Annotated in this window: 18 protein-coding genes; 11 read left to right on the forward strand and 7 right to left on the reverse strand. The window is 60.7% G+C overall.

Translation table 11 applies throughout. The annotated features are described in order from the left end of the window. Positions 1-89 precede the first annotated feature (89 nt). The 6 genes from fadB (at position 90) to AB7933_RS09500 (ending at position 7,591) form a co-directional block, all read left to right on the forward strand. Positions 90-2,237: a fatty acid oxidation complex subunit alpha FadB gene (gene fadB / locus AB7933_RS09475; RefSeq protein WP_024074079.1), complete on the forward strand. Its 2,148-nt coding sequence runs from the start codon at positions 90-92 to the stop codon at positions 2,235-2,237. A gap of 29 nt (positions 2,238-2,266) precedes the next feature. Then, a complete protein-coding gene (gene fadA, locus AB7933_RS09480) occupies positions 2,267-3,442 on the forward strand; it encodes an acetyl-CoA C-acyltransferase FadA (protein WP_024074080.1) in 1,176 nt (391 codons plus the stop codon). 97 nt (positions 3,443-3,539) lie between these two features. Next, positions 3,540-3,776 (forward strand): DUF1653 domain-containing protein, encoded by a 237-nt coding sequence (locus tag AB7933_RS09485; protein ID WP_010212074.1) that lies wholly within the window; start codon positions 3,540-3,542, stop codon positions 3,774-3,776. A gap of 114 nt (positions 3,777-3,890) precedes the next feature. Further along, the gene (topA, locus tag AB7933_RS09490; RefSeq protein WP_024074081.1) at positions 3,891-6,512 is read left to right on the forward strand and encodes a type I DNA topoisomerase; all 2,622 of its coding nucleotides are present in this window, start codon (positions 3,891-3,893) and stop codon (positions 6,510-6,512) included. Positions 6,513-6,717: 205 nt separating this feature from the next. Then, positions 6,718-7,239, forward strand: coding sequence for a DUF6586 family protein (locus AB7933_RS09495; RefSeq protein WP_024074082.1), 522 nt, complete (start codon positions 6,718-6,720; stop codon positions 7,237-7,239). 118 nt (positions 7,240-7,357) lie between these two features. Next, complete coding sequence (locus AB7933_RS09500) at positions 7,358-7,591, forward strand: hypothetical protein (RefSeq protein ID WP_010212068.1); 234 nt, start codon at positions 7,358-7,360, stop codon at positions 7,589-7,591. A 308-nt stretch (positions 7,592-7,899) separates the two neighbouring features. Here the strand turns inward: AB7933_RS09500 and sulA are convergent, their stop codons facing one another. Both sulA and lexA read right to left on the reverse strand, forming a co-directional pair. Continuing rightward, positions 7,900-8,373: an SOS-induced cell division inhibitor SulA gene (gene sulA / locus AB7933_RS09505; RefSeq protein ID WP_024074083.1), complete on the reverse strand. Its 474-nt coding sequence runs from the start codon at positions 8,371-8,373 to the stop codon at positions 7,900-7,902. A 10-nt stretch (positions 8,374-8,383) separates the two neighbouring features. Beyond that, positions 8,384-8,992: a transcriptional repressor LexA gene (gene lexA, locus AB7933_RS09510; RefSeq protein WP_003172575.1), complete on the reverse strand. Its 609-nt coding sequence runs from the start codon at positions 8,990-8,992 to the stop codon at positions 8,384-8,386. A 263-nt stretch (positions 8,993-9,255) separates the two neighbouring features. Between lexA and AB7933_RS09515 the strand changes: the two genes are divergently transcribed. Next, a complete protein-coding gene (locus AB7933_RS09515) occupies positions 9,256-9,963 on the forward strand; it encodes a TetR/AcrR family transcriptional regulator (RefSeq protein WP_024074084.1) in 708 nt (235 codons plus the stop codon). Between the two features lie 145 nt (positions 9,964-10,108). Continuing rightward, positions 10,109-11,119, forward strand: coding sequence for a beta-N-acetylhexosaminidase (gene nagZ, locus AB7933_RS09520; protein ID WP_024074085.1), 1,011 nt, complete (start codon positions 10,109-10,111; stop codon positions 11,117-11,119). 44 nt (positions 11,120-11,163) lie between these two features. On the opposite strand, the gene AB7933_RS09525 is transcribed toward nagZ, so the two are convergent. Genes AB7933_RS09525 through mfd form a run of 3 tightly spaced genes read right to left on the reverse strand, consistent with a single transcriptional unit; the run spans position 11,164 to position 17,894 of the window. Next, complete coding sequence (locus AB7933_RS09525) at positions 11,164-13,857, reverse strand: DEAD/DEAH box helicase (protein ID WP_024074086.1); 2,694 nt, start codon at positions 13,855-13,857, stop codon at positions 11,164-11,166. 9 nt (positions 13,858-13,866) lie between these two features. Further along, a complete protein-coding gene (locus tag AB7933_RS09530) occupies positions 13,867-14,433 on the reverse strand; it encodes a CsiV family protein (RefSeq protein ID WP_024074087.1) in 567 nt (188 codons plus the stop codon). Positions 14,434-14,444: 11 nt separating this feature from the next. Next, a complete protein-coding gene (gene mfd / locus AB7933_RS09535; protein WP_024074088.1) occupies positions 14,445-17,894 on the reverse strand; it encodes a transcription-repair coupling factor in 3,450 nt (1,149 codons plus the stop codon). 340 nt (positions 17,895-18,234) lie between these two features. Here mfd and AB7933_RS09540 point away from each other — a divergent pair, with 340 nt between their 5' ends. Further along, the gene (locus AB7933_RS09540) at positions 18,235-19,698 is read left to right on the forward strand and encodes a glyceraldehyde-3-phosphate dehydrogenase (protein WP_024074089.1); all 1,464 of its coding nucleotides are present in this window, start codon (positions 18,235-18,237) and stop codon (positions 19,696-19,698) included. 85 nt (positions 19,699-19,783) lie between these two features. Here AB7933_RS09540 and AB7933_RS09545 read toward each other — a convergent pair whose 3' ends face one another. Together AB7933_RS09545 and AB7933_RS09550 are read right to left on the reverse strand one after the other, a co-directional pair. Next, complete coding sequence (locus AB7933_RS09545) at positions 19,784-21,082, reverse strand: MFS transporter (RefSeq protein ID WP_041161119.1); 1,299 nt, start codon at positions 21,080-21,082, stop codon at positions 19,784-19,786. A 172-nt stretch (positions 21,083-21,254) separates the two neighbouring features. Next, positions 21,255-21,797 (reverse strand): chalcone isomerase family protein, encoded by a 543-nt coding sequence (locus AB7933_RS09550; protein ID WP_024074091.1) that lies wholly within the window; start codon positions 21,795-21,797, stop codon positions 21,255-21,257. Positions 21,798-21,861: 64 nt separating this feature from the next. On the opposite strand from AB7933_RS09550, the gene AB7933_RS09555 reads away from it, so the two are divergent. Together AB7933_RS09555 and sthA are read left to right on the forward strand one after the other, a co-directional pair. After that, positions 21,862-22,872, forward strand: a complete 1,011-nt coding sequence (locus AB7933_RS09555; RefSeq protein WP_024074092.1) for an FAD:protein FMN transferase — start codon at positions 21,862-21,864, stop codon at positions 22,870-22,872. Between the two features lie 188 nt (positions 22,873-23,060). Next, entirely contained in the window at positions 23,061-24,455 is a 1,395-nt protein-coding gene (sthA, locus tag AB7933_RS09560; protein ID WP_024074093.1) for a Si-specific NAD(P)(+) transhydrogenase, read from the forward strand. The last annotated feature ends 19 nt before the right edge of the window (positions 24,456-24,474 follow it).

The raw sequence follows: 24,474 nt of genomic DNA on the forward strand, positions 1-24,474 counted from the left end.
GGGGTGAGCATTGACGAAATGATCAATGTCTAACCAGAGGCCAGCGTCCGGTGTGTACTGTTCAGCTTCCATATCGTGGAGATCAGTTGATGATTTACGAAGGTAAAGCCATCACGGTTAAGGCTCTTGAAAGTGGCATCGTCGAATTGAAATTCGACCTCAAGGGTGAGTCCGTCAACAAGTTCAACCGTCTAACCCTGAACGAACTGCGTCAGGCCGTAGACACCATCAAAGCAGATGCTTCGGTCAAGGGCGTGATCGTCTCCAGCGGCAAGGACGTGTTTATCGTCGGCGCTGACATCACCGAATTCGTCGACAACTTCAAGCTGCCCGATGCCGAGCTGGTGGCTGGCAACCTCGAAGCCAACAAGATTTTCAGCGATTTCGAAGACCTCAACGTGCCGACCGTTGCCGCCATCAATGGCATCGCCTTGGGCGGCGGCTTGGAAATGTGCCTGGCCGCAGACTTCCGCGTCATGTCGGCCACTGCCAAGATCGGCCTGCCTGAAGTCAAGCTGGGCATCTACCCAGGCTTCGGCGGTACCGTGCGTCTGCCGCGCCTGATCGGTGCCGACAACGCCATCGAGTGGATCGCCGCCGGTAAGGAAAATAAAGCTGAAGACGCGCTGAAAGTCGGTGCCGTCGACGCTGTGGTTGCCCCGGACAAACTGGCCGAAGCTGCACTGAACCTGATCAAAGGCGCCATCAGCGGCGAATTTGACTACAAGGCCAAGCGTCAGCCGAAGCTGGAAAAACTCAAACTCAACGCCATCGAACAAATGATGTCGTTCGAAACCGCCAAGGGTTTCGTGGCCGGCCAGGCCGGTCCGAACTACCCGGCGCCGGTTGAAGCGATCAAGACCATCCAGAAGGCCGCGAACTTCGGTCGCGACAAAGCCCTGGAAGTGGAAGCGGCGGGTTTCGTCAAACTGGCCAAGACCTCTGCTGCCCAGAGCCTGATCGGCCTGTTCCTGAACGATCAGGAACTGAAGAAAAAGGCCAAGGCCTACGACGAAATCGCCAAGGACGTGAAACAGGCAGCCGTACTCGGTGCCGGCATCATGGGTGGCGGTATCGCCTATCAGTCGGCGTCCAAAGGCACGCCGATCCTGATGAAAGACATCAACGAACACGGTATCGAGCAGGGCCTGGCGGAAGCCGCCAAGCTGCTGGTGGGCCGCGTTGATAAAGGTCGCATGACCGCTGCGAAAATGGCTGAAGTGCTTAACGGCATTCGTCCTACGCTGTCCTACGGCGATTTCGGCCATGTCGACCTGGTGGTCGAAGCGGTTGTCGAGAACCCGAAGGTCAAGCAAGCCGTACTGGCTGAAGTGGAAGCGCAGGTCAAAGACGACACCATCCTGGCGTCCAACACCTCGACGATCTCCATCTCGCTGCTGGCCAAGGCGCTCAAGCGTCCGGAAAACTTCGTCGGCATGCACTTCTTTAACCCGGTGCACATGATGCCGCTGGTGGAAGTGATCCGTGGCGAGAAGTCCAGCGAGTTGGCCATCGCCACCACCGTTGCCTACGCCAAGAAAATGGGCAAGAACCCGATCGTGGTCAATGATTGCCCGGGCTTCCTGGTCAACCGCGTGTTGTTCCCGTACTTCGGCGGTTTCGCCAAGCTGGTCAGCGCCGGTGTGGACTTCGTGCGCATCGACAAGGTCATGGAAAAATTCGGCTGGCCCATGGGCCCGGCGTACCTGATGGACGTCGTCGGCATCGACACCGGCCACCACGGCCGCGACGTGATGGCTGAAGGCTTCCCGGACCGTATGAAAGACGACCGGCGCTCGGCGATCGACGCGCTCTACGAGGCCAAGCGCCTGGGTCAGAAAAACGGCAAGGGCTTCTACGCCTACGAGACCGACAAGAAGGGCAAGCAGAAGAAGGTCGCTGACCCGTCGGTCCACGAGGTGCTTGCGCCGGTCATCTATGAACAGCGTGAGGTGTCCGACGAGGACATCGTCAACTGGATGATGATCGCCCTGTGCCTGGAGACCGTGCGTTGCCTGGAAGACGGCATCGTCGAGACCGCTGCCGAAGCCGATATGGGCCTGGTATACGGTATTGGTTTCCCTCCATTCCGTGGTGGTGCGCTGCGTTACATCGACTCGATCGGTGTAGCCGAATTCGTTGCCCTGGCTGATCAATACGCTGATTTGGGCCCGCTGTACCACCCGACCGCGAAGCTGCGTGAGATGGCCAGGAATGGCCAGAGCTTCTTCGGTTAAGTGCCCAGACGACTAGAGCGAGAATATTTATGAGCTTGAATCCAAGAGACGTCGTGATTGTCGACTTCGGTCGCACACCGATGGGCCGCTCCAAGGGCGGCATGCACCGCAACACCCGCGCTGAAGATATGTCGGCGCACCTGATCAGCAAATTGCTGGAGCGCAACGTCAAGGTCGACCCGAACGAAGTCGAAGACGTGATCTGGGGCTGCGTCAACCAGACCCTGGAGCAGGGCTGGAACATCGCGCGCATGGCGTCGCTGATGACCCAGATCCCGCACACGGCCGCCGGCCAGACCGTCAGCCGTTTGTGTGGCTCCTCGATGAGCGCCCTGCACACGGCCGCCCAGGCGATCATGACGGGTAACGGGGATGTGTTCGTGGTCGGTGGCGTGGAGCACATGGGCCACGTCAGCATGATGCACGGCGTCGATCCCAACCCACACATGTCGCTGTACGCGGCAAAAGCCTCGGGCATGATGGGCCTGACCGCGGAAATGCTCGGCAAGATGCACGGCATTACCCGTGAAGCCCAGGACGCGTTCGGCCTGCGCTCCCACCAGTTGGCCCACAAGGCAACGGTGGAAGGCAAGTTCAAGGATGAAATCATCCCGATGAACGGCTACGACGAGAACGGTTTCCTGAAACTGTTCGACTACGACGAAACCATTCGTCCGGACACCACCCTGGAAAGCCTGGCGGCCCTCAAGCCTGCCTTCAATCCGAAGGGCGGCACCGTGACGGCGGGTACTTCGTCGCAAATCACCGATGGTGCCTCGTGCATGATCGTGATGTCGGCGCAGCGTGCCCAGGACCTGGGTATCCAGCCGCTGGCGGTGATTCGTTCGATGGCCGTGGCGGGTGTGGACCCCGCAATCATGGGCTATGGTCCAGTACCGGCGACACAAAAAGCCTTGAAGCGTGCGGGCTTGACCATCTCCGATATCGACTTCTTCGAACTCAACGAAGCTTTCGCTGCACAGGCCCTGCCGGTGCTGAAAGATTTGAAAGTGCTCGACAAGATGAACGAGAAGGTTAACCTGCACGGCGGTGCGATTGCCCTGGGCCACCCATTCGGTTGCTCCGGTGCGCGTATTTCCGGCACTTTGCTTAACGTGATGAAGCAAAATGGCGGTAACCTCGGGGTTGCAACCATGTGCATTGGTCTTGGCCAAGGCATTTCCACCGTCTTCGAACGCGTCTAAGCGTTGAGTTGACGGAAGCCGGGGCCCAGTGCCCCGGTTTTTGTTTTTTGGAATTTTTAATATTTTTTTTCAACAAATTTTGTAAGGGGGCCAGAGCATGAAAGTCGAACCAGGGCTCTACCAACATTATAAAGGTCCGCAGTACCGCGTTTTCAGCGTGGCACGGCATTCCGAGACCGAAGAAGAAGTGGTGTTCTACCAAGCACTGTATGGCGATTACGGCTTTTGGGTGCGCCCCTTGAGCATGTTCCTCGAGACCGTCGAAGTTGACGGCGAGCAGGTCCCGCGCTTTGCTTTGGTCCAGGCCGAACCCAGTCTTTTTTCAGGGCAATAACGGCAGGCCGCGCAGAATGCTGCGCTTGACCTCACCTTGTTGCCACTATATATAGCGTTGCCGCGTCAGGCGCCAACTGCCTTTCACTTCTCGAATTCAGGAATTTTCCGATCCATGGGCAAATCGCTGGTCATTGTGGAATCCCCGGCTAAGGCCAAGACCATCAACAAGTACTTGGGCAACGAGTACGTGGTGAAGTCGAGTATCGGCCATATCCGAGACCTGCCCACCAGCGGTTCGGCTAGCGCCAGCAAGGAGCCTGCCGCCAAGCGCGGCAAGGCGGCCGCGGGCGAAGGTCCGGTGCTCAGCCCTAAAGAGAAAGCGCGCAAGCAGCTGGTCTCGCGCATGGGGGTGGATCCGGAACATGGCTGGAAGGCCAAGTACGAAATCCTTCCGGGCAAGGAAAAGGTCATCGAAGAGCTGCGTCGGCTCGCCAAGGATGCTGACACCATCTATCTCGCAACGGACTTGGACCGCGAAGGGGAAGCCATTGCCTGGCACCTGCGGGAAGCCATCGGCGGTGATGACAGCCGCTACAAGCGTGTGGTGTTCAACGAAATCACCAAGAAAGCCATCCAGGAAGCCTTCTCCAAGCCGGGCGAGCTGGACATTGACCGCGTCAACGCCCAGCAGGCCCGTCGTTTCCTCGACCGCGTCGTGGGCTACATGGTCTCGCCACTGCTGTGGGCCAAGATCGCCCGCGGCCTGTCCGCCGGCCGTGTGCAATCGGTAGCGGTCAAGCTGGTGGTGGAGCGTGAGCGTGAGATCCGTGCGTTCAACCCCGAAGAATACTGGGAAGTCCACGCCGACCTGGGCACTGCCAAGGGCGCCAACGTGCGCTTCGAAGTGGCCCGTGAGAAAGGCGAGGCGTTCAAGCCGCTGAACGAAGCCCAGGCCATGGCCGCGCTGGAGAAGCTCAAGGCTTCCAGCTACAGCATCGTCAAGCGTGAAGACAAACCGACCAGCAGCAAGCCGTCGGCACCGTTCATTACCTCTACCTTGCAACAGGCCGCGAGCAACCGCCTGGGCTTCGGGGTGAAGAAGACCATGATGATGGCCCAGCGTCTGTACGAAGCTGGCTACATCACCTATATGCGTACCGACTCCACCAACCTGTCGCAAGACGCGGTGGCCATGGCGCGCACTTATATTGAAAGTGAGTTCGGCAAGAAGTACCTGCCGGAGAAGCCGAACGTCTACAGCAGCAAAGAGGGCGCCCAGGAGGCTCACGAAGCGATTCGTCCTTCCGACGCCAACACCGAGCCAAGCAAGCTGAGCGGCATGGAACGCGACGCTGAGCGCCTCTACGAGCTGATCTGGCGCCAGTTCCTGGCCTGCCAGATGCTGCCGGCGCAATACCTGTCCACCACCGTCAGTGTGGGCGCTGGCGACTTCGAGCTGCGCGCCAAGGGCCGTATCCTCAAGTTCGACGGCTATACCCGCGTGATGCCGCAGATCGCCAAGCCGGGCGACGACGATGTACTGCCGGACATGGCCCAGGGCGATACGCTCAAGCTGATCAAGCTCGACCCGTCCCAGCACTTCACCAAGCCGCCGGCGCGTTATTCGGAAGCCAGCCTGGTGAAAGAGATGGAAAAACGCGGTATCGGTCGTCCTTCGACCTACGCCGCGATCATCTCGACGATCCAGGACCGTGGCTACGTTGCCCTGCACAACCGTCGTTTCTATTCGGAAAAGATGGGCGATATCGTCACCGAGCGTCTGTCCGAGAGTTTCTCCAACCTGATGGACTACGGCTTCACCGCCGGCATGGAAGAGAACCTCGATGACGTGGCCCAAGGCGAGCGCGACTGGAAAAACGTGCTGGACGAGTTCTACGGCGACTTCAAGAAGAAACTCGAAGTGGCCGAAAGCCCCGAGAGCGGCATGCGCGCGAACCAGCCGGTGATGACCGACATCCCGTGCCTGACCTGCGGCCGTCCGATGCAGATCCGTACCGCTTCCACCGGCGTTTTCCTCGGTTGCTCGGGTTACAGCCTGCCACCGAAAGAGCGCTGCAAGGCCACCGTCAACCTGGTGCCGGGAGATGAAATCGCCGCCGACGACGAGGGGGAATCCGAATCGCTGGTACTGCGTGGCAAGCACCGCTGCCCGATCTGCAACACGGCGATGGATGCCTATCTGCTCGATGAGAAGCACAAGCTGCATATCTGCGGTAACAACCCGGATTGTGACGGCTATGAGATCGAAGAGGGCAGCTACCGCATCAAGGGCTACGAAGGCCCGAGCCTGGAATGCGACAAGTGCGGCAGTGAGATGCAGCTCAAGACCGGCCGCTTCGGCAAGTTCTTCGGTTGCACCAACCCGACGTGCAAGAACACCCGCAAACTGCTGAAAAGCGGTGATGCGGCGCCGCCGAAGATGGACCCGGTGAAGATGCCCGAACTCAAGTGCGAGAAGGTCAACGACACCTACATCCTGCGTGATGGTGCTTCGGGCCTGTTCCTGGCCGCCAGCCAGTTCCCGAAAAACCGCGAGACCCGTGCACCATTGGTGCTGGAAATCGTGCCGCACAAGGACGAGATCGATCCTAAGTACCACTTCCTGTGTGAGGCGCCGAAGAAGGACCCGGATGGTCGCCCAGCCGTGATCCGCTACAGCCGCAAGACCAAGGAGCAGTACGTGCAGTCCGAAGTGGACGGTAAGCCGACCGGTTGGAAGGCGTTCTACGACGGCGGTAAGTGGAAGGTTGAGGACAAGCGCCAGGGCGCTTGATCCTATACTCTGCTAACGCTAAAAGCCGTCTGTATAGACGGCTTTTGCTTGCTGCGGGATCGAGGAGGGTGCTTGGTCCTTACTCGCGAAGGTTGTTGATGATTACGCGAAAAACCTGATGCCGAACGGCGCTCTGAAGTTTTTCGCGAGCAAGCTCGCTCCTACATAGCCAGCATCACGCTTATTCGTTGTGGAGATTGCCGTTATGGCCAACGAACTCTATACCCGTACCAACCAGAAAATTTACTTTGCGGGTTTGTCCCTGGAAGCCCTTGGCCGTGCCGAGCAAGGCAAGGAGATGAACGCGATTGCGCTGGTTCAGGCTGGGCGTGAAGCCGCGTTGTTCCACTTGTATGGTGCGTTACTGGGCTTGTGTCATGAGATCGCGGGGTTCTACCGCTTGCCCCAGGCCGGTTCGCCCCGTGCGGAAATGATCATGAATCGTGAAGTGCTGGAAAGCATGGCGATCCCTGAACTGGCCGAGTTGGTGGAAATGGCCCAGAGCCCCGACAGCTGGGTCGCGCGTCTGCTCAAGGCCCATGCGGATATGTTTCAGCCGCCCCGTGTTCCCCATGTGCCCAAGGGCGATGTGACCCAGCCCTTGATCGTGGCGGTTGCGTTGGAGGAGGAAGAGCCCAAGCCTCTGAGTCGTGAAGAGTTGGAAGGCTGGCGTCAGGAGCTGAAAAAGATGGCGTTGCGCTTTCGTGAAGGTTTGAACGAGTGCTGAACGTTGGTCGGATTCGTATGACACCGTTCATCAAGCCGTAAAGAAACCTCTTCAGAACCTCAACGAAGCCGGGCGGATGACTGATATAATCCCGGCCTTTCGTGGAGAACAGACTTTTATGCCAACGTCCTTTCTGGAAATTGTTGAATTGCCTGACGGCCGAATCGAGCTGCGCCGGGCGGAGGACGAGGGTTCTCTGGTTATTCTGGATTTTTCCGAGGATGCCAAGGTGTTCCTGCAAGGCCAGCACGTGGAAGTGGCAAAAGCCATGTTGAGCGTCGGTGTTCAGATGGCAGGCCGCTTGGCAGAAGGCGAACCTGAGAAGGAAGACGGCCCACGGGTTCTTCACTGAGTCCTGTGAGGGTCGGGCTTGCTAGGGCAGGTGGGTTTGTCGTGGTGAGCGGACTTGCTGTGGCAGGTGGGTTTGCTGTGGCGAGCGGGCTTGCCCCGCGTTGGGCTGCGAAGCAGTCCTAAATAGATCAATGCGGTATATCAGGTATTCCACGGTGTCTGGTTTTGGGGCCGCTTCGCAGCCCAACGCGGGGCAAGCCCGCTCGCCACAGCAAGCCCGCTCGCCACAGCAAACCCACCTGCCACAGCAAGCCCGCCTGCCACAACGAGTCCGCCTGCCACAACGAGCCCCTCCGCAGGCTCATCGCATTATCCCAATCGAATATTCAAGCTCTGAGCATCACCTGTGCGCGCAGCACTGATCAGCTGCTGCTTGGCGCTGGCATTCAATGGGTTCAGCCAGCTCACCACTGTATGGCTACGACCCAGGCGCAAGGCTTCGCAGGTCAACTGCTGGGCGCTTTGCGCGCCGCGCGGTTGCAGCAGCAGGATGCGCTCGCGGTTCAGGCCGGCGTCCCGCAGCCAGGCCTGGGTCAGGCTGGCAGGCGGGGCGATCAGTGTCAGCCAGCGCGCGTCCTGTTCCTCGCTCAGTTCGCGCAGGATTGGCGCCAGCAGGCTCAGGCAGCTCCCGGCAGCACCGCGCAACGACAATTCACTGAACGCCTCAGGCTCGGCGCTCCAGGGCGCCTCGACCGTTTCCTTGAGGAGGGGCGCAAGGGGTTGGGCCATGAAGGCCTCGAACAGCGACAGTTGTGTGTGTTGTGGGGTGTGCACGAGCTGCATGATGCCTCCTTTAGCGGCGAATGACGCCGACGCTCAGGCCTTCGATCACCAGGTCCTGGTCTTTCAGGTTCACTTCAATCGGGGCGAACTCAGGGTTCTCGGCTAACAGCCAGACCTTGCTGCCTTCGCGCTTGAAGCGTTTGACGGTGACTTCATCGCCGATGCGGGCCACCACGATCTGGCCGTTACGCGCTTCGCGGGTGGTATGGACGGCCAGCAGGTCACCGTCGAAAATGCCCACGTCCTTCATGCTCATGCCATGGACCCGCAACAGGTAGTCGGCGCGAGGATGGAAGAAGGTCGGGTTGATGTTGCAGGATTCCTCGACGTGCTGCTGCGCCAGGATCGGCGCACCGGCGGCGACGCGACCGATGATCGGCAGTGTCGATTCGTCGGCCTTGGCTTCGAAGCCAGGGATGCGAATGCCGCGCGAAGCGCCTGGGGTCATCTCGATCGCGCCCTTGCGAGCAAGGGCCTTGAGATGCTCTTCGGCGGCGTTGGGGGATTTGAATCCCAGTTCCAGCGCAATCTCCGCTCGCGTCGGCGGGTAGCCGTTGTCATCGAGGCAGCGCTTGATAAAAGCCAGAATCTCAGCTTGGCGTGGCGTCAGTTTTAGCATGTTGATCGCTCTGTCTTTTTATACAGTGACTGGGATTATATACAGTGAACTGCGCTTGGCAATCATCCTTTTCTGCCATGGCGCCGGACGGTCATTCGTCAGCCGTCCTACAAGGCATAGGTAGCGCTGCCTACAGACCTGGAAGGATGTGATTAAATAGCGCCGAAACAGATGACTGCCCGGCCGGAAAGCGAACCTGCAGGCTTGACAAGACACAACTTGAAACGTATGTTTCAAACAAGTGTTTGTCAGGCGGAGTAGCCATGGCCCAGTCGGAAACCGTTGAACGCATTCTCGATGCTGCCGAGCAGTTGTTCGCGGAAAAAGGATTTGCTGAAACTTCATTGCGGCTGATCACCAGCAAGGCCGGGGTCAACCTCGCCGCAGTGAACTACCATTTCGGCTCGAAAAAGGCCCTGATCCAGGCGGTGTTCTCGCGTTTCCTCGGGCCGTTCTGCGCCAGCCTGGACCGTGAGCTCGAACGACGCCAGGCCAAGGCCGATCCTAAGCCAAGCCTGGAAGACCTGCTGGAAATCCTCGTCGAACAAGCCTTGGTGGTTCAACCACGCAGTGGCAACGACTTGTCGATCTTCATGCGCCTGTTGGGCCTGGCGTTCAGTCAGAGCCAGGGCCACCTGCGCCGCTACCTTGAAGACATGTACGGCAAGGTGTTTCGTCGCTATATGTTGCTGGTCAACGAGGCCGCACCGCGCATCCCGCCGATCGAGCTGTTCTGGCGCGTACATTTCATGCTCGGTGCGGCGGCGTTCAGCATGTCCGGGATCAAGGCATTGCGTGCGATTGCCGAGACCGACTTTGGCGTGAACACCTCGATCGAGCAGGTGATGCGCCTGATGGTGCCTTTTCTCGCCGCGGGCATGCGCGCCGAAAGCGGTGTCACCGATCCTGCCATGGTCGCCGCTCAATTGCGCCCGCGCAGCAAATCCATTCCCATCCCCGCCAAGGTTTGACCGCCCTGGGTGTGCGTGGCCGCTAGCATCCGCTAAGCTAGCCGCCCATGCCGAATTCAGCTATTTACACACAACCCGTTACTCCCGCCGCGTTGATCGCGCCGCGTGAGGGTAGCGGGTTGTGTGCGTTATTTAAGGAAGGTTTATGACTGCTGCCCTGCAAGGTTCTTTGATGGTCGACGTAGCCGGCACCTGGCTGACGGCCGAGGATCGCCACCTGCTGCGCCAGCCGGAGGTGGGCGGGTTGATCATTTTCGCGCGCAATATCGAGCATCCACGCCAGGTGCGAGAGCTGAGCGCGGCGATCCGTGCCGTGCGCCCGGACCTGCTGCTGGCGGTCGACCAGGAAGGGGGGCGCGTGCAGCGCCTGCGCCAAGGCTTCGTGCGCCTGCCGGCCATGCGTGCCCTGGCGGATAACCCCAACGCCGAGTACCTGGCCGAACAATGTGGCTGGATCATGGCCACTGAAGTGCTGGCTGTCGGTCTTGATCTCAGCTTCGCCCCTGTGCTGGACCTGGACTACCAGCGCAGTGCCGTGGTCGGCACGCGCGCCTTCGAGGGTGACCCAGCGCGTGCCGCGGTGCTTGCCGGTGCCTTTATCCGCGGTATGAACAGCGCCGGCATGGCCGCCACCGGCAAGCACTTCCCCGGTCACGGCTGGGCTGAAGCCGATTCCCATGTCGCCATTCCTACTGACGAGCGCAGCCTGGAGCAGATTCGCAGCCGTGATCTGGTGCCCTTCGCGCGCCTGAGCCAGCAATTGGCGGCCGTGATGCCCGCCCATGTTATCTACCCGCAGGTTGACGCGCAGCCCGCCGGCTTCTCGCGTCGCTGGTTGCAGGACATCCTGCGCGGTGAGTTGCAGTTTGACGGGGTGATTTTCAGCGATGACTTGTCTATGGCCGGCGCCCATGTGGTGGGAGACGCTGCCAGCCGTATCGAGGCCGCGCTGACGGCGGGCTGCGATATGGGCCTGGTGTGTAACGATCGTGCGGCGGCTGAACTGGCGCTGAGTGCGGCCCAGCGGATGAAAGTCACGCCATCGCCGCGGATTGCACGGATGCGCGGGCAGGCGATGGCTTCGACGGAGTATAAGCAGGACCCGCGTTGGCTGGTGGCGCTCGGTGCGCTGCGGGATGCGCAGTTGATCGATTAAGTGTCGCGTCCATCGCGGGCGTGCTCGCGATGGCGCTCTTGCCGTCAGCGCTTCTCTTGCTTATTAGGCAGCGGTGCAAAGAGCGCCTCGATGTCGTCATTGCCCAACTGCCAATCCCCGGTCGTCCGACCGTCCAGCACGCCCGCCGCCAGGTCGGACTTTTCCTTCTGCAGATGCTGAATTTTCTCTTCCACCGTGCCGCGGGCAATCATCTTGTACACAAACACCGGCTTTTCCTGACCGATGCGATACGCCCGGTCGGTGGCCTGGTTTTCCGTGGCGGGGTTCCACCACGGGTCGTAGTGAATCACCGTGTCCGCTTCTGTCAGGTTCAGGCCCACACCACCGGCTTTCAGGCTGATCAGGAAAATCTGCAGCTTGCCGCTCTGGAAGTCCTTCACCGGAGTGCGCCGATCACGGGTCTGGCCGGTGAGCAGTGCATAGGCGACACCGCGCTTTTTCAGTTCGGCTTCGATCAGGCCCAGCATCGAGGTGAACTGGGAAAACAGCAGGATCCGGCGCCCCTCGGCAAACAACTCTTCGAGCATCTCCATCAAGCTATCGAGCTTGCCCGAACTGCTGCCACGGGCGGGCAGGCTGGCGTCGTTGATCAGTCGCAGGTCGCAGCACACTTGGCGTAACTTGAGCAGGGCTTCGAGAATGATGATCTGGCTGCGTGCCACACCCTTGCGGGTAATTTCGTCGCGGACCTTTTTATCCATGGCCAGGCGCATGGTTTCGTACACGTCGCGCTGGGCTTCGTTGAGGTCGACCCAGTGGATGATCTCGGTCTTGGGCGGCAACTCCGTCGCCACCTGCTCCTTGGTGCGGCGCAACAGGAAGGGTTTGATCCGGCCGTTGAGGTGTTGCAGTCGCACATCGCTGCCGCGCTTTTCGATGGGCGCGCGGTAATCGCGGTTGAAGCTTTTAACGTCACCCAGCCAGCCCGGCAGCAGGAAGTGGAACAGCGACCACAACTCACCCAGGTGGTTTTCCAACGGCGTGCCGCTCAGGCACAGGCGCTGCCGTGCATTGAGCTGACGTGCTGCCTGGGCCGCCTTGCTCGAAGGGTTCTTGATGTACTGGGCTTCATCGAGGATCAGCACATGCAGGGGCTGGGTGGCGAGGTGTTCGATGTCCTTGGGCAACAGCGCATAGGTGGTCAGCAGCAGGTCATAGTCCTGCAATGTGGCGAAGTGCTTTTTGCGCGCGGCACCGTACAGCGCCAGCACCTTGAGTTGCGGGGTGAAGTGTGCGGCTTCATCGAGCCAATTGGGTATCAGGCTGGTGGGCATCACCACCATGCAAGGCCGGTCCAGGCGCCCGGCGATTTTCTCGCTGAGAATATGCGCCAGGGTTTGCAGGGTTTTGCCCAGGCCCATGTCATCGGCAAGAATCCCGCCGACGTCCAGTTGGCGCAGTGACTGCATCCAGCTCAAGCCTTCCAGCTGATAGGGGCGCAACGTCGCGTTCAAGCCTTCGGGCGCGACACAGGTGAAGTCCTTGATATCCCGCAGACGCTGGGCGAAGTTGCGGATTTTTTCGCCGCCTTCCCATTGCAGGGGCAGGTCTTCCAGCGGGTTCAGGCGAATCGCATCGGCCTTGGCCAGGCGCAGGGTGGTGGTGCCGGGGTCCTGCAGGTAGAACTCGCCCAAGGTGGCCAGCACGGGTTTCAAGCGGCCATAGGGCAATGCCACTTGCAGCGGGCCATGGCCGCCATTGGGCAGGCCGGGGATATTCACCAGGATCAACTCTTCGTCGCGGCGCCGTGCGAGTTTCTCCGGGTTGAGAAGCTCGGTGTGCGAGCGCATCAGGTTGAGCAGGATCGGCAGCAGGCTCAGCCGCTCGCCATTGACGATGATCCCCAGTTCCAGGTCGAACCAGTCACGTTCCGGCGCTTCATCGACGGTGGCGTACCAGTCGTCCACCGGGCTGAGGTCGAAGCCGAAGTCCTCGTCGATCTGCAACTCCCAGCCTTCGGCGCGCAGCGTCGGCGACGAGTTGAGCGTGAAGTTCAGCCAAGCGCTGTCATTGACCATCTCGAACAGTTCGCCGGCGCTTTCCGGCAGGGCCTTGCTCTGGCGCGTGGCGATCTTGAAACCGAGCAGGCGCAGTTGTTCGCGATAGGGCTGTTCCAGCTCGGGATGACGCTTGATACGCAGGCTTTGGGTTTCCTGGCGCACGATGATGTCGGCGTTCTTTTGCCCGCTGACATAGTTGCCCAGATAGTTGAACGACAGTGCCGCACGGTGCTGGATATAGCGCTGCATCTTGCCGTTGCGCGGCTCGAACGCGCTGAATTCGACGCTGGCCAGCCACAGCCGTGGCACTGGCAGCACGTCCTCCATCACCACCTGCGGCAGTACCACGCGGTTATCCAGCACCGCCTGGAGTTTTCCCAGCAGTTCGGCATCCTGGGCGGCGGCGGGGTAGGCCAGGGTTTCCTGGACCTTGAGCAACACCGCCGCGATATGTTTGCAGTTGGTATGGACCGGGCAGGTGCAGCGGCTGTCCACCAGGATCAGCATGCCCTTGGCGGACTCGCGCAGTGAAATGGTCTGCCGATAGACGTTGCTGCCCGAGCCTTCGCAACTGGCGATGATCGTGCTGTCACCGGATTCGACTATACGTACGCGGTTCTCCAGGGCGTAGCGCCGCCCACGCTCCAGGCTTTGCTCTTTGAAGCGATTGGCCCACGAAGGGGCCAGGGGTTTGGTCAGCGACGACGTCAGGGGCATGGCGCTGGATCAGTCCTGAATATCGGGCGGTGGTGCGCTGGGTTGTTTGACGGTCAACGAGGTGATCTTGATCAGCAGCGCCAGGCGGCCGCCGTCCAGGTAGTTGAGCTGGTTGTTCTTGGTGCGCACGTCCTTCTGGCTCAGGTGTTCGCTGGCGATCACGCTGCCGTTGCTGTCGAACTGGTTGACCCAGAAGTCGGCATCGATATCGGTAAAGCGCCCCAGTTGCAGGCTCAATACCCCTTCGATGGGGAATTGGCCAAACTGTTCCGCCCCCTCGGCGATCGCGATTTTTACCGGCTGCTCACCCAGGTTCTGTTCCCAGGCTTTATGGGCGAGCACGGTGTAGTTGGCGTCGGCGCGCAGTTTGTCGGCGATGTTGGCCAGGCGCGGCGGGCTCATTCTGTCGCCCAGGCGCACCGCGCCGGCATCCCAATCTTCCGGTGCGGCGCGGTTGCTCATCTCTGGCTCCGCGTTCTGGCGTATCAGGATCATTTCAACTTGGTACAGGCTGTCGGCAAATGCCGAGGGTGCAAGTACCACTAACAACAGGCTCAGAATGCGGAACACGCGCATTGGGGCGTCCTTCAAACAGATTTCGGGATGAGGCGCTCGAACAGCGCCTCCAGGGTATTGAAGCGTTCTTCGGCGCGCTCCATCGGCACCATGAACTTGAACAGCGTAGCCCCTTCGAACTTGTAGCGGTTGGGCTGGCCCTGGATCAACTTGATCAGTACCAACGGGTCCACCGGCGTCTGCGCTTCGAACTCGATGCGCCCGCCTTGCGGCCCCGCGTCGACCTTCTTGATCCCCAGTTGCTCGGCCTGCAATTTGAGCAAGGTCAGGCGCACCAGGTTCTTGGTCGGCTCGGGCAACAGGCCGAAGCGGTCGATCATTTCCACCTGCAGGTCCTTGAGGCCTTCTTCGTCGGTGGCCGAGGCGATGCGCTTGTACAGGATCAACCGCGCATGCACGTCCGGCAGGTAGTCCTCGGGAATCAACGCCGGCAGGCGCAGGTTGATCTCCGGGCCACCGCCCAGGGGTTGGTCGAGGTTCGGTTGCTCGCCCTTGCGGATGGCTTTCACCGCGCGTTCGAGCATCTCCATATAGAGGGTGAAACCCACGGCCTGGATCTGCCCGCTCTGGCCATCGCCGAGCAGTTCGCCGGCGCCGCGGATTTCCAGGTCGTTGGTGGCCAGCACAAAACCGGCACCGAGGTCCTGGGTGTTGGCGATGGCTTCCAGGCGCTTTTCGGCGTCGCCGGTAATTTGTTGGCGCGGTGGTGTCAGCAGGTAGGCATACGCCTGGTGGTGACTGCGCCCGACCCGGCCGCGCAACTGATGAAGTTGTGCCAGGCCGAACTTGTCCGCGCGTTCGATGATGATGGTGTTGGCGCTCGGCACGTCGATGCCGGTCTCGATGATGGTCGAGGCGATCAGCACGTTGAAGCGCTTGTGATAAAAGTCGCTCATCACCTGTTCGAGATCGCGTTCGCGCATCTGCCCATGGCCGATGGCAATGCGTGCTTCCGGCACCAGTTCGGCGAGTTCGGCCGCGCATTTCTCGATGGTCTTCACGTCGTTGTGCAGGTAGTACACCTGGCCGCCGCGCAGCAATTCGCGCAGGAGGGCTTCCTTGACCGTGCTTTTGTTCTGCTCCATCACGAAGGTGCGCACCGACAGTCGGCGTGCCGGCGGCGTGGCGATGATCGACAGGTCGCGCATGCCCGACACCGCCATGTTCAGCGTGCGCGGAATCGGTGTGGCGGTGAGGGTGAGAATGTCCACCTCGCTGCGCAGGGCCTTGAGCTGTTCTTTCTGGCGCACCCCGAAGCGGTGTTCTTCGTCGATGATCACCAGGCCCAGGTTCTTGATCTTCACATCGTCCGACAACAGCTTGTGCGTACCGATCACGATGTCGATCTTGCCTTCCGCCAGGTCGGCGACGGCGGCATTCACTTCCTTGGCCGACTTGAAGCGGCTCATCACTTCCACGGTCACCGGCCAGTCGGCAAAGCGGTCGCGGAAGCTGTTGTAGTGCTGCTGGGCGAGCAGGGTGGTGGGTACCAGGATCGCCACTTGTTTGCCGCCGTGCACCGCGATGAAGGCTGCGCGCATGGCCACTTCGGTCTTGCCAAAGCCCACGTCGCCGCACACCAGGCGGTCCATCGGCTTGGGCGCGAGCATGTCGGCGCGCACAGCTTCGATGGTGGTTTGCTGGTCTGGGGTTTCTTCAAAAGCGAAGCCGGCGCTGAAGGTGGCGTAGTCGGCTTTCGGGTCGGCGAACGCGTAGCCTTCGCGCGCCGCACGCCGCGCATAGATGTCGAGCAACTCGGCGGCGACGTCGCGCACCTGTTCGGCGGCCTTGCGCTTGGCTTTCTGCCAGGTTTCGGAGCCCAGGCGGTGCAATGGCGCCAGAGCGTCGTCGCTGCCGGTGTAGCGCGCGATCAGGTGCAGGTTGGCCACCGGTACATAGAGCTTGGCGCCTTCGGCGTACTCCATGGTGAGGAATTCGGCGGCCTGGTTGTCGATTTCCAGGGTCTGCAGGCCCAGGTAGCGACCGACACCGTGGTCGATATGCACCACCGGCGCGCCTTCGCGCAGCTCGGTGAGGTTCTTGATTACCGCGTCGTTGTTGGCGTCGGCGCGTTTTTCGCGACGGCGACGTTGCATCACGCGCTGGCCGAACAGGGGGCTTTCCGCGATCAGCGCCAGGGCCGGATCGTCCAGCAGCAAACCTTCATCCAGTGGCGCGATAGTGATCGCCAGGCGGTCCTTGCTGGCGACGAAGTCCGGCCAGCTGTCGACGGTTTTCGGACGCAGCTTCAGGCGTTCGAGCAGTTCAAGCAGGACTTCGCGACGGCCGGCGGATTCGGCGGTAAACAGCACGCGGCCAGAGAAGTCGCCAAGGAAGTTGGACAGTGCTTCCAGGGGCTGGTTGGCCTTGGCCTGGATCGCCAGGTCCGGCAGCACGTGCGCGGGGAAGCGCTCACGGCCGACGCCGGGCTCCACGTCCTGTTGGCTGGCGACCACGCGCGGCCAGTTTTTCAGGCGGGCGAAGCAGTCTTCCACCGGCAGGAACAGCTCGGCGGGCGGTAATAAAGGACGGGATGGATCGACGCGGCGTTCTTCATAGCGGTTGCGCACATCGTTCCAGAAGTTTTCCGCCGCTTGCTCGATGCCAGGCAGCGAGAACACCTGAGTGTCCTGAGGCAGGTAATCGAAGAGGGTGGAGGTTTCGTCGAAGAACAGCGGCAGGTAGTACTCGATACCGGCCGGGGTAATCCCGCTGCTCAGGTCCTGGAAGATCGGGCAGCGACGGAAGTCGACGTCGAAGCGCTCACGAAAGCGCGCCTTGAAGCGGGTCACCGCGTCCTTTTGCAGCGGGAATTCCCGTGCCGGCAGCAGCTTGATCGACTCGACTTTATCAATGGAGCGCTGGTTCTCCGGGTCGAAGGTGCGCAGGGTCTCGATTTCGTCATCGAACAGGTCGATGCGGTACGGCAACTTGCTGCCCATCGGGAACAGGTCGATCAGCGCACCGCGTACCGCGAACTCACCGTGTTCGTACACCGTGTCGACGCAACGGTAGCCGCTGGCTTCCAGGCGCGTGCGCATCTGTTCCACATCGAGCTTCTGGCCGATATCCAGCACCAGGCTGCTGCCCAGCAGGAACTTGGTCGGCGCCAGGCGGTGCAGGGCGGTGGTGATCGGCACCACCAGCACGCCGTGGGCCAGTTCCGGCAGGCGGTACAGGCTGGCGATGCGCTGGGAGATGATGTCCTGGTGCGGCGAGAACAGATCGTAGGGCAGGGTTTCCCAGTCAGGAAAATGCAGCACCGGCAAATCGGGGGCGAAGAAGCTCAGCTCCTGCTCCAACCGTTCGGCGCTTTGGCTGTCGGCGGTGAGCAGCAGGGTAAAGCGCTTGGCTGCGCTGGCAGCCTCGGCAATGGCCAGGCTCAGGGCGGCACCGGGCAGGTTGCCCCAGTGCTGTTTACCTGCCGCGGCAGGGAGTAGCGGTAGACGCAGAACGGGCACGGAAGGTTGAGCTCCAAGCGTTGCGACAAAGTCGGTAATTGTAACGGCCCAAGGTGCCGCCTGTCAGTTGCTGACTGTGCCTATTACGGTTTGTAGGAAATGTGGTGGCTAAGACAAACAATGCCGGGTTTTGACTCAATATGTAGTGCCAAAATGTACGTGGTTTTCGGAGGGTTACGGACAAGTCGCCTGACTCGCTCCACTAGTGGCCTTCTGAAACCCGCGTATTTACTGGGCTGCAGCGGGGTGGCTTTTTCAGGGTGGGGCTTTTTGTTGTAGGAGGCGCATTGCTCCGGGGGCGGTCGGGCGGCATAATGTAGCCCCTTTTTTCAGCCCCTACATGTGGAAGGTTCCCGTGACTCAGAAGCCCGACCAGTGTCTTGGTGAATGGATCGACCGTGAAGCACTCGCAGAAGCGATGATCCCGCTTATCGGTCAGCTGTACCGCAATAACAATGTGGTGAGCTCGATCTATGGCCGCAGCCTGATCAACCAGTCAGTCATCGCGATTCTCAAGGCGCATCGCTTTGCTCGCCATCGTTCTGCCGACGACAGCGAACTCTCCGTCCACGAAACATTCCCCCTGCTCAAGGCCATGAGCGAGCTCAAGCTCGGCGCGGCTTCGGTGGACCTGGGCAAGCTGGCCTATAAATTCCGCAACGAAGGCAATGGCCGTACCGCCGAGCAGTTCGTCCGCGAAGAATTGGCCGACGTGGTTGGCCAGCAAAACGCCTCGGCCCGCAAAGGCACCGACGTGGTGCTGTACGGCTTCGGTCGTATCGGCCGCCTGCTGGCGCGCATCCTGATCGAAAAAACCGGTGGCGGCGACGGTCTGCGCCTGCGGGCCATCGTGGTGCGCAAAGGCGCCGAGAACGACCTGACCAAGCGCGCCAGCCTGCTGCGTCGCGATTCGGTACACGGCCCGTTCAACGGCACCATCGTCATCGACGAAGAAAACAACACCATCACCGCCAACGGCAACCTGATCCAGGTGATCTACGCGAAGAACCCGACTGAGGTGGACTACACCCAGTACGGCATCAAGGACGCCCTGCTGGTGGACAACACCGGTGTTTGGCGTGATGCCGAGGGCCTGGGCCAGCACCTGACCTGCCCGGGTATCGCCCGTGTCGTGTTGACCGCGCCTGGCAAAGGCAAGCTCAAGAACATCGTTCACGGCATCAACCACACTGAAATCACCGCTGACGACAAGATCGTGTCCGCCGCTTCCTGCACCACCAACGCCATCGTGCCGGTGCTGAAAGCAGTGAATGACAAGTTCGGCATCGTTAACGGCCACGTCGAAACCGTTCACTCGTACACCAACGACCAGAACCTGATCGACAACTTCCACAAGGGCGATCGCCGTGGCCGTAGCGCCGCGTTGAACATGGTGATCACCGAGACCGGTGCTGCCACCGCCGCTGCCAAGGCCCTGCCTGAGCTGGCTGGCAAGCTGACCGGTAACGCGATCCGTGTGCCGACGCCGAACGTGTCGATGGCCATTCTCAACCTGAACCTTGAGAAGGCCGCTACCCGTGAAGAAATGAACGAGTACCTGCGCTACATGGCGCTGCACTCCGATCTGCATAAGCAAATCGACTTTGTTAATTCGCAGGAAGTGGTATCGACCGACTTCGTTGGCTCGCGTCACGCGGGTGTAGTCGACGCCGAAGCGACCATCAGCCAGGACAACCGCGTTGTGCTGTACGTGTGGTACGACAACGAGTTCGGCTACAGCTGCCAGGTGGTTCGCGTGATGGAAGACATGGCTGGGGTCAACCCGCCGGCATTCCCGCGCTAAGCATCAGCAGAATATGAAAAAGCCCCGACTGGTTCGGGGCTTTTTCATGTCTGCAGGTTCTGTGGTAGCCGGTCGGGCCTCTTGATCAGGCGCCGCCAGCCACCGAAGCCTGCGCCGTGCGCAGTTCATGCCGATTGCCCTTGAACAGCACCAGGGTCGCAATCAACCCCAGCACTGCCGCGCCACTCAGCCAGATCCCCGGCGCCGCCTTGTTATCCAGCACGTGGATCAAGTAAGTGCAGGCTGCCGGCGTAAACCCACCAAAGGTGGCCGTTGCCAGGCTGTAGGCCAGGGAGAATCCGGTGGTGCGCACCTCGATCGGCATGATCTCGGTCAGCGCCACCACCATGGCGCCGTTGTACGAGCCATACAGGAACGACAACCACAGCAGCACAATCAGCAGATGGCTGAAGCTCGGGTTGGCCACCAGCCACGACAGCGCTGGATAAGCCGTGAGGATGGCCAGGATGGTCGCCGCCAGCAGCAGCGGTTTGCGCCCGATCTTGTCGGACACCGCGCCCATCACCGGCAGCCAGATAAAGTTGGAGATGCCCACGCACACCGTCACCAGCAATGCATCGAAGTCTGACAGGTGCAGTTCGGCCTTGCCGAAGGTCGGGGTGTAGGCGGTGATCAGGTAAAACGACACGGTGGTCATTACCACCAGCGCCATGCCTGCGATGACGATGCCGAAGTTCTGACCAATCGAGCGCACAATTTCCTGCAGGGTGGGGCGGTGTTTACGCGCCTGGAATTCAGGGGTTTCTTCCAGCGAGCGGCGGATCACAAAGATCACCGGCACAATCAGGCAGCCGATCAGGAACGGTACGCGCCAGCCCCAGTCACCCATTTGTTCCGGGCTGAGCCAGTGGTTCAGGCCGACGCCCAACAGGCCGGCGAAGACCACCGCCGCTTGTTGGCTCGCGGACTGCCAGCTGACGAAAAAGCCCTTGCGGCCGGGCGTGGCGATTTCCGCCAGGTACACCGACACGCCGCCGAGCTCGACACCCGCCGAGAAACCTTGCAGCAGTCGGCCCAGCAACACCACCAAGGGTGCGGCGACGCCCAGGGTGGCATACCCGGGGACGCAGGCAATCAGGATGGTACCGGCGGCCATCAGCGCCAGGGTGATCACCAGGCCTTTCTTGCGGCCGTGGCGGTCGATGTAGGCGCCGAGGAAGATGGCGCCCAACGGGCGCATCAGGAAGCCGGCGCCGAAGGTGGCCAGGGACAGCATCAGCGAGGCGAAGGCGCTGTCGGTGGGGAAGAAGGTCTTGGCGATGGCCGTGGCGTAGAAGCCGTAGACCATGAAGTCGAACATTTCAAGGAAGTTACCGCTGACAACGCGAAAGATCGCTTTGCCTTTGCCCGTGGTCGTGGCCATGGTCATTCACTCATCTGGCTTTCTTATGGGTAGTCCTGGGTCGCTACTCGTCCTGGCTGTAATATTGAGCAGTTTTGTAACAATATGTGTATCGGCCCCTACAGGCAACAGAAACCGTTGGCAAGCGGGCTAATTGCCGCAGGCGTCGCGCTGGAAAGAGATCAGTGTGGGTTCAATTGAGAAGGGTGTTGCGCACACTGTCGGACAGGCCGTTTGGTGCGAGCCATATGCCCAGGTAAGCCTTGGCCAACTCGTCATTGCGACTGCTGAACACCACCTGGCCGTTGATCTCCAGGCTCAAGCCACGCCCTCGATGCAGCTCCAGCGCGTAACGGTCACCGTTGCGGATATCGCGGAAGGTGCCGTGCAGCTTGTCCACCTCAGGCTTCAGGCGGGCGAGGGCGTCTGGGGGCTGCTGGCGCGTCAGGGTGGTCGTGGCGGCCTTGATTACATCGTTGCGGTCGATATCGCGGAAGTAGTACAGCGCCAGGCGCAGGTCCTGTTGCTGGTCCCAGGCCTGCTTGGCGCTTGCATTGGCCGGGGCATACAGCGCGGCCGCGTAGACATCCGCCCAGAGATACGTCAGCACCGTCTGGTTTTTCAGCACCAGCGTCGGGGAGTGCGCGGGGAAGTTTGCCAGGGTGAGACGATCTGCCTCATTGGCCTGGGCCGGGACTGTGAGCATCAACAATAAACAGATCAATACATGCCGCATAATGGCCCGTCCTGAAGGGGTGACTGCCTGCAGGTTAATTCAATTTTGGACGACGAAGCGCTTTATGGACAACCTGAGGCAACTGGCGATTTTTTGGGGATGTGTGCTGCTGGCAGGGTGTGGCGGCGACACGCTGGAGCACTTTGGCGGCCCGACCATGGGCAGTACGTATTCAATCCAGTACGTCAGGACATCCGCTACCCCGGGGCCGGAGGCGGTCCAGCGTGAGGTGGAAAGCATCCTGCAAACCGTCGACCGGCAGATGTCGACCTACCGCAGTGACTCCGATATCGAGCGTTTCAATCAATTGCCGGCCCACAGTTGCCAGCCCATGCCCGCATCGATCCTGCAGCTGGTGCGCACGGGCGAGCAATTGTCCCAGGCCAGTGACGGTGCCTTTGACCTGACCGTCGAGCCGCTGATCAACCTGTGGGGCTTCGGCCCCCAGGCTCGCCAGGTCAAAGTCCCCGACGCCGCGACCCTGGCCCAGGCCCGCGAGCAGGTCGGCTACCAACACCTGCGTATCGATGGCCAGCAGTTGTGCAAGGACGCCGCCGTCGAAATTGACTTCAACAGTATCGCCGCCGGCTACGCGGTGGACCGCATTGCCGAGCGCCTGGCTGCCCTGGGCATCCGCAGCTACCTGGCCGAGGCCACCGGCGAACTCAAGGCGGCCGGGCGAAAACCTGATGGTTCGGCGTGGCGCATTGCGCTTGAAGAGCCGCGGGATGACCTGCAGGTCGCGGAAAAAATCATCAACGTTGACGGCTTCGGTGTGTCCACATCGGGTGACTATCGTAATTATTTCCAGCAGGATGGTCGGCGTTATTCCCACACCCTCGATGCGCGCACCGGCGCACCGATCACTCATCAACTGGCGTCGGTGACCGTGTTGCACCCATCGGCGCTGATGGCCGACGGGCTGTCCACGCTGCTGCTGATCCTCGGGCCGCAGCAAGGCTGGGAATACGCCGAGCAGCACCAGGTGGCGGCATTTTTTGTGATGCGCGAGGGGGATGGTTTCGTCACACGCAGTAACAACGCATTCGAGCAGTTGACGGCGGTGAAACCGTAACGAGTGCTGTGTAGTAAAGGCAAAACTGGCCTACGACGCGACCAAGGGTTAATGTGCGCGGCGTTGAGCCTTATATAGACTGTGCCCCGGTTCACACACTTGAGCCAAATTGTCCTTCATGACCGCTGGCCGCGGCATGATTTAGCCAGGCGTCCAACCGTACGCCTGGCCTGTTCTGAGGAGTACGCATGGCTGTCTACAACTACGACGTGGTGGTACTGGGTTCCGGCCCGGCTGGAGAAGGTGCGGCGATGAACGCTGCGAAGGCAGGGCGCAAGGTGGCGATGGTCGATAGCCGTCGCCAGGTCGGCGGTAACTGCACCCACCTGGGTACCATCCCGTCCAAGGCATTGCGTCACTCCGTTCGCCAGATCATGCAGTTCAACACCAACCCGATGTTCCGGGCCATTGGCGAGCCGCGCTGGTTCTCGTTCCCGGATGTGTTGAAAAGCGCTGAAAAAGTCATCTCCAAGCAAGTCGCCTCGCGTACCGGCTACTACGCCCGTAACCGCGTCGACCTGTTCTTCGGTACCGGCAGCTTCGCCGACGAGCAAACCGTCGAAGTGGTCTGCGCCAATGGCGTGGTCGAGAAACTGGTGGCCAAGCACATCATCATTGCCACCGGCTCGCGCCCGTATCGCCCGGCGGATATCGATTTCCACCACCCACGTATCTACGATAGCGACACCATCCTCAGCCTGGGCCACACCCCACGCAAACTGATCATCTATGGCGCCGGCGTCATTGGCTGTGAATACGCCTCGATCTTCAGCGGCCTGGGTGTGCTGGTCGAGCTGGTCGACAACCGCGACCAGTTGCTGAGCTTCCTCGACTCGGAAATCTCCCAGGCGTTGAGCTACCACTTCAGCAACAACAACATCACTGTGCGCCACAACGAAGAGTACGATCGGGTCGAAGGCCTGGACAACGGGGTGATCCTGCACCTCAAGTCCGGCAAGAAGATCAAGGCCGACGCCTTGCTGTGGTGCAACGGCCGTACCGGCAACACCGACAAGCTGGGCATGGAAAACATCGGGGTCAAGGTCAACAGCCGTGGCCAGATCGAGGTGGACGAAAACTACCGCACCTGTGTGACCAACATCTATGGCGCCGGTGACGTGATCGGCTGGCCGAGCCTGGCCAGTGCCGCCCATGACCAGGGCCGTTCGGCCGCTGGCAGCATCGTCGACAACGGCAGCTGGCGCTATGTGAACGACGTACCGACCGGGATCTACACGATTCCGGAGATCAGCTCGATCGGCAAGAACGAACACGAACTGACCAAAGCCAAGGTGCCTTACGAAGTGGGCAAGGCGTTCTTCAAGAGCATGGCGCGTGCGCAGATCGCCGGTGAGCCGCAAGGCATGCTGAAGATCCTGTTTCACCGCGAGACCCTGGAAGTCCTCGGCGTGCATTGCTTCGGCTACCAGGCTTCGGAGATCGTGCACATCGGCCAGGCCATCATGAACCAGCCGGGCGAGCAAAATACCCTCAAGTATTTCGTCAACACCACCTTCAACTACCCGACCATGGCCGAAGCCTATCGGGTAGCGGCCTACGATGGCCTCAACCGGCTTTTTTGAGCGGCTCCGGCCGGTGGCC

The sequence above is a fragment of the Pseudomonas gorinensis genome (genome assembly GCF_042015035.1).
GTDB lineage: Bacteria > Pseudomonadota > Gammaproteobacteria > Pseudomonadales > Pseudomonadaceae > Aquipseudomonas > Aquipseudomonas gorinensis.

Coding starts and splice junctions, on each gene's coding strand:
- sthA (WP_024074093.1), top strand. CDS start 23,061: ATGGCTGTCTACAACTACGACGTGGTGGTACTGGGTTCCGGCCCGGCT.
- nagZ (WP_024074085.1), top strand. CDS start 10,109: ATGACTGCTGCCCTGCAAGGTTCTTTGATGGTCGACGTAGCCGGCACC.
- fadA (WP_024074080.1), top strand. CDS start 2,267: ATGAGCTTGAATCCAAGAGACGTCGTGATTGTCGACTTCGGTCGCACA.
- AB7933_RS09525 (WP_024074086.1), bottom strand. CDS start 13,857: ATGCCCCTGACGTCGTCGCTGACCAAACCCCTGGCCCCTTCGTGGGCC.
- lexA (WP_003172575.1), bottom strand. CDS start 8,992: ATGCTAAAACTGACGCCACGCCAAGCTGAGATTCTGGCTTTTATCAAG.
- sulA (WP_024074083.1), bottom strand. CDS start 8,373: ATGCAGCTCGTGCACACCCCACAACACACACAACTGTCGCTGTTCGAG.
- AB7933_RS09500 (WP_010212068.1), top strand. CDS start 7,358: ATGCCAACGTCCTTTCTGGAAATTGTTGAATTGCCTGACGGCCGAATC.
- AB7933_RS09550 (WP_024074091.1), bottom strand. CDS start 21,797: ATGCGGCATGTATTGATCTGTTTATTGTTGATGCTCACAGTCCCGGCC.
- AB7933_RS09530 (WP_024074087.1), bottom strand. CDS start 14,433: ATGCGCGTGTTCCGCATTCTGAGCCTGTTGTTAGTGGTACTTGCACCC.
- AB7933_RS09540 (WP_024074089.1), top strand. CDS start 18,235: ATGTGGAAGGTTCCCGTGACTCAGAAGCCCGACCAGTGTCTTGGTGAA.
- AB7933_RS09555 (WP_024074092.1), top strand. CDS start 21,862: ATGGACAACCTGAGGCAACTGGCGATTTTTTGGGGATGTGTGCTGCTG.
- AB7933_RS09485 (WP_010212074.1), top strand. CDS start 3,540: ATGAAAGTCGAACCAGGGCTCTACCAACATTATAAAGGTCCGCAGTAC.
- fadB (WP_024074079.1), top strand. CDS start 90: ATGATTTACGAAGGTAAAGCCATCACGGTTAAGGCTCTTGAAAGTGGC.
- AB7933_RS09545 (WP_041161119.1), bottom strand. CDS start 21,082: ATGGCCACGACCACGGGCAAAGGCAAAGCGATCTTTCGCGTTGTCAGC.
- AB7933_RS09495 (WP_024074082.1), top strand. CDS start 6,718: ATGGCCAACGAACTCTATACCCGTACCAACCAGAAAATTTACTTTGCG.
- AB7933_RS09515 (WP_024074084.1), top strand. CDS start 9,256: ATGGCCCAGTCGGAAACCGTTGAACGCATTCTCGATGCTGCCGAGCAG.
- topA (WP_024074081.1), top strand. CDS start 3,891: ATGGGCAAATCGCTGGTCATTGTGGAATCCCCGGCTAAGGCCAAGACC.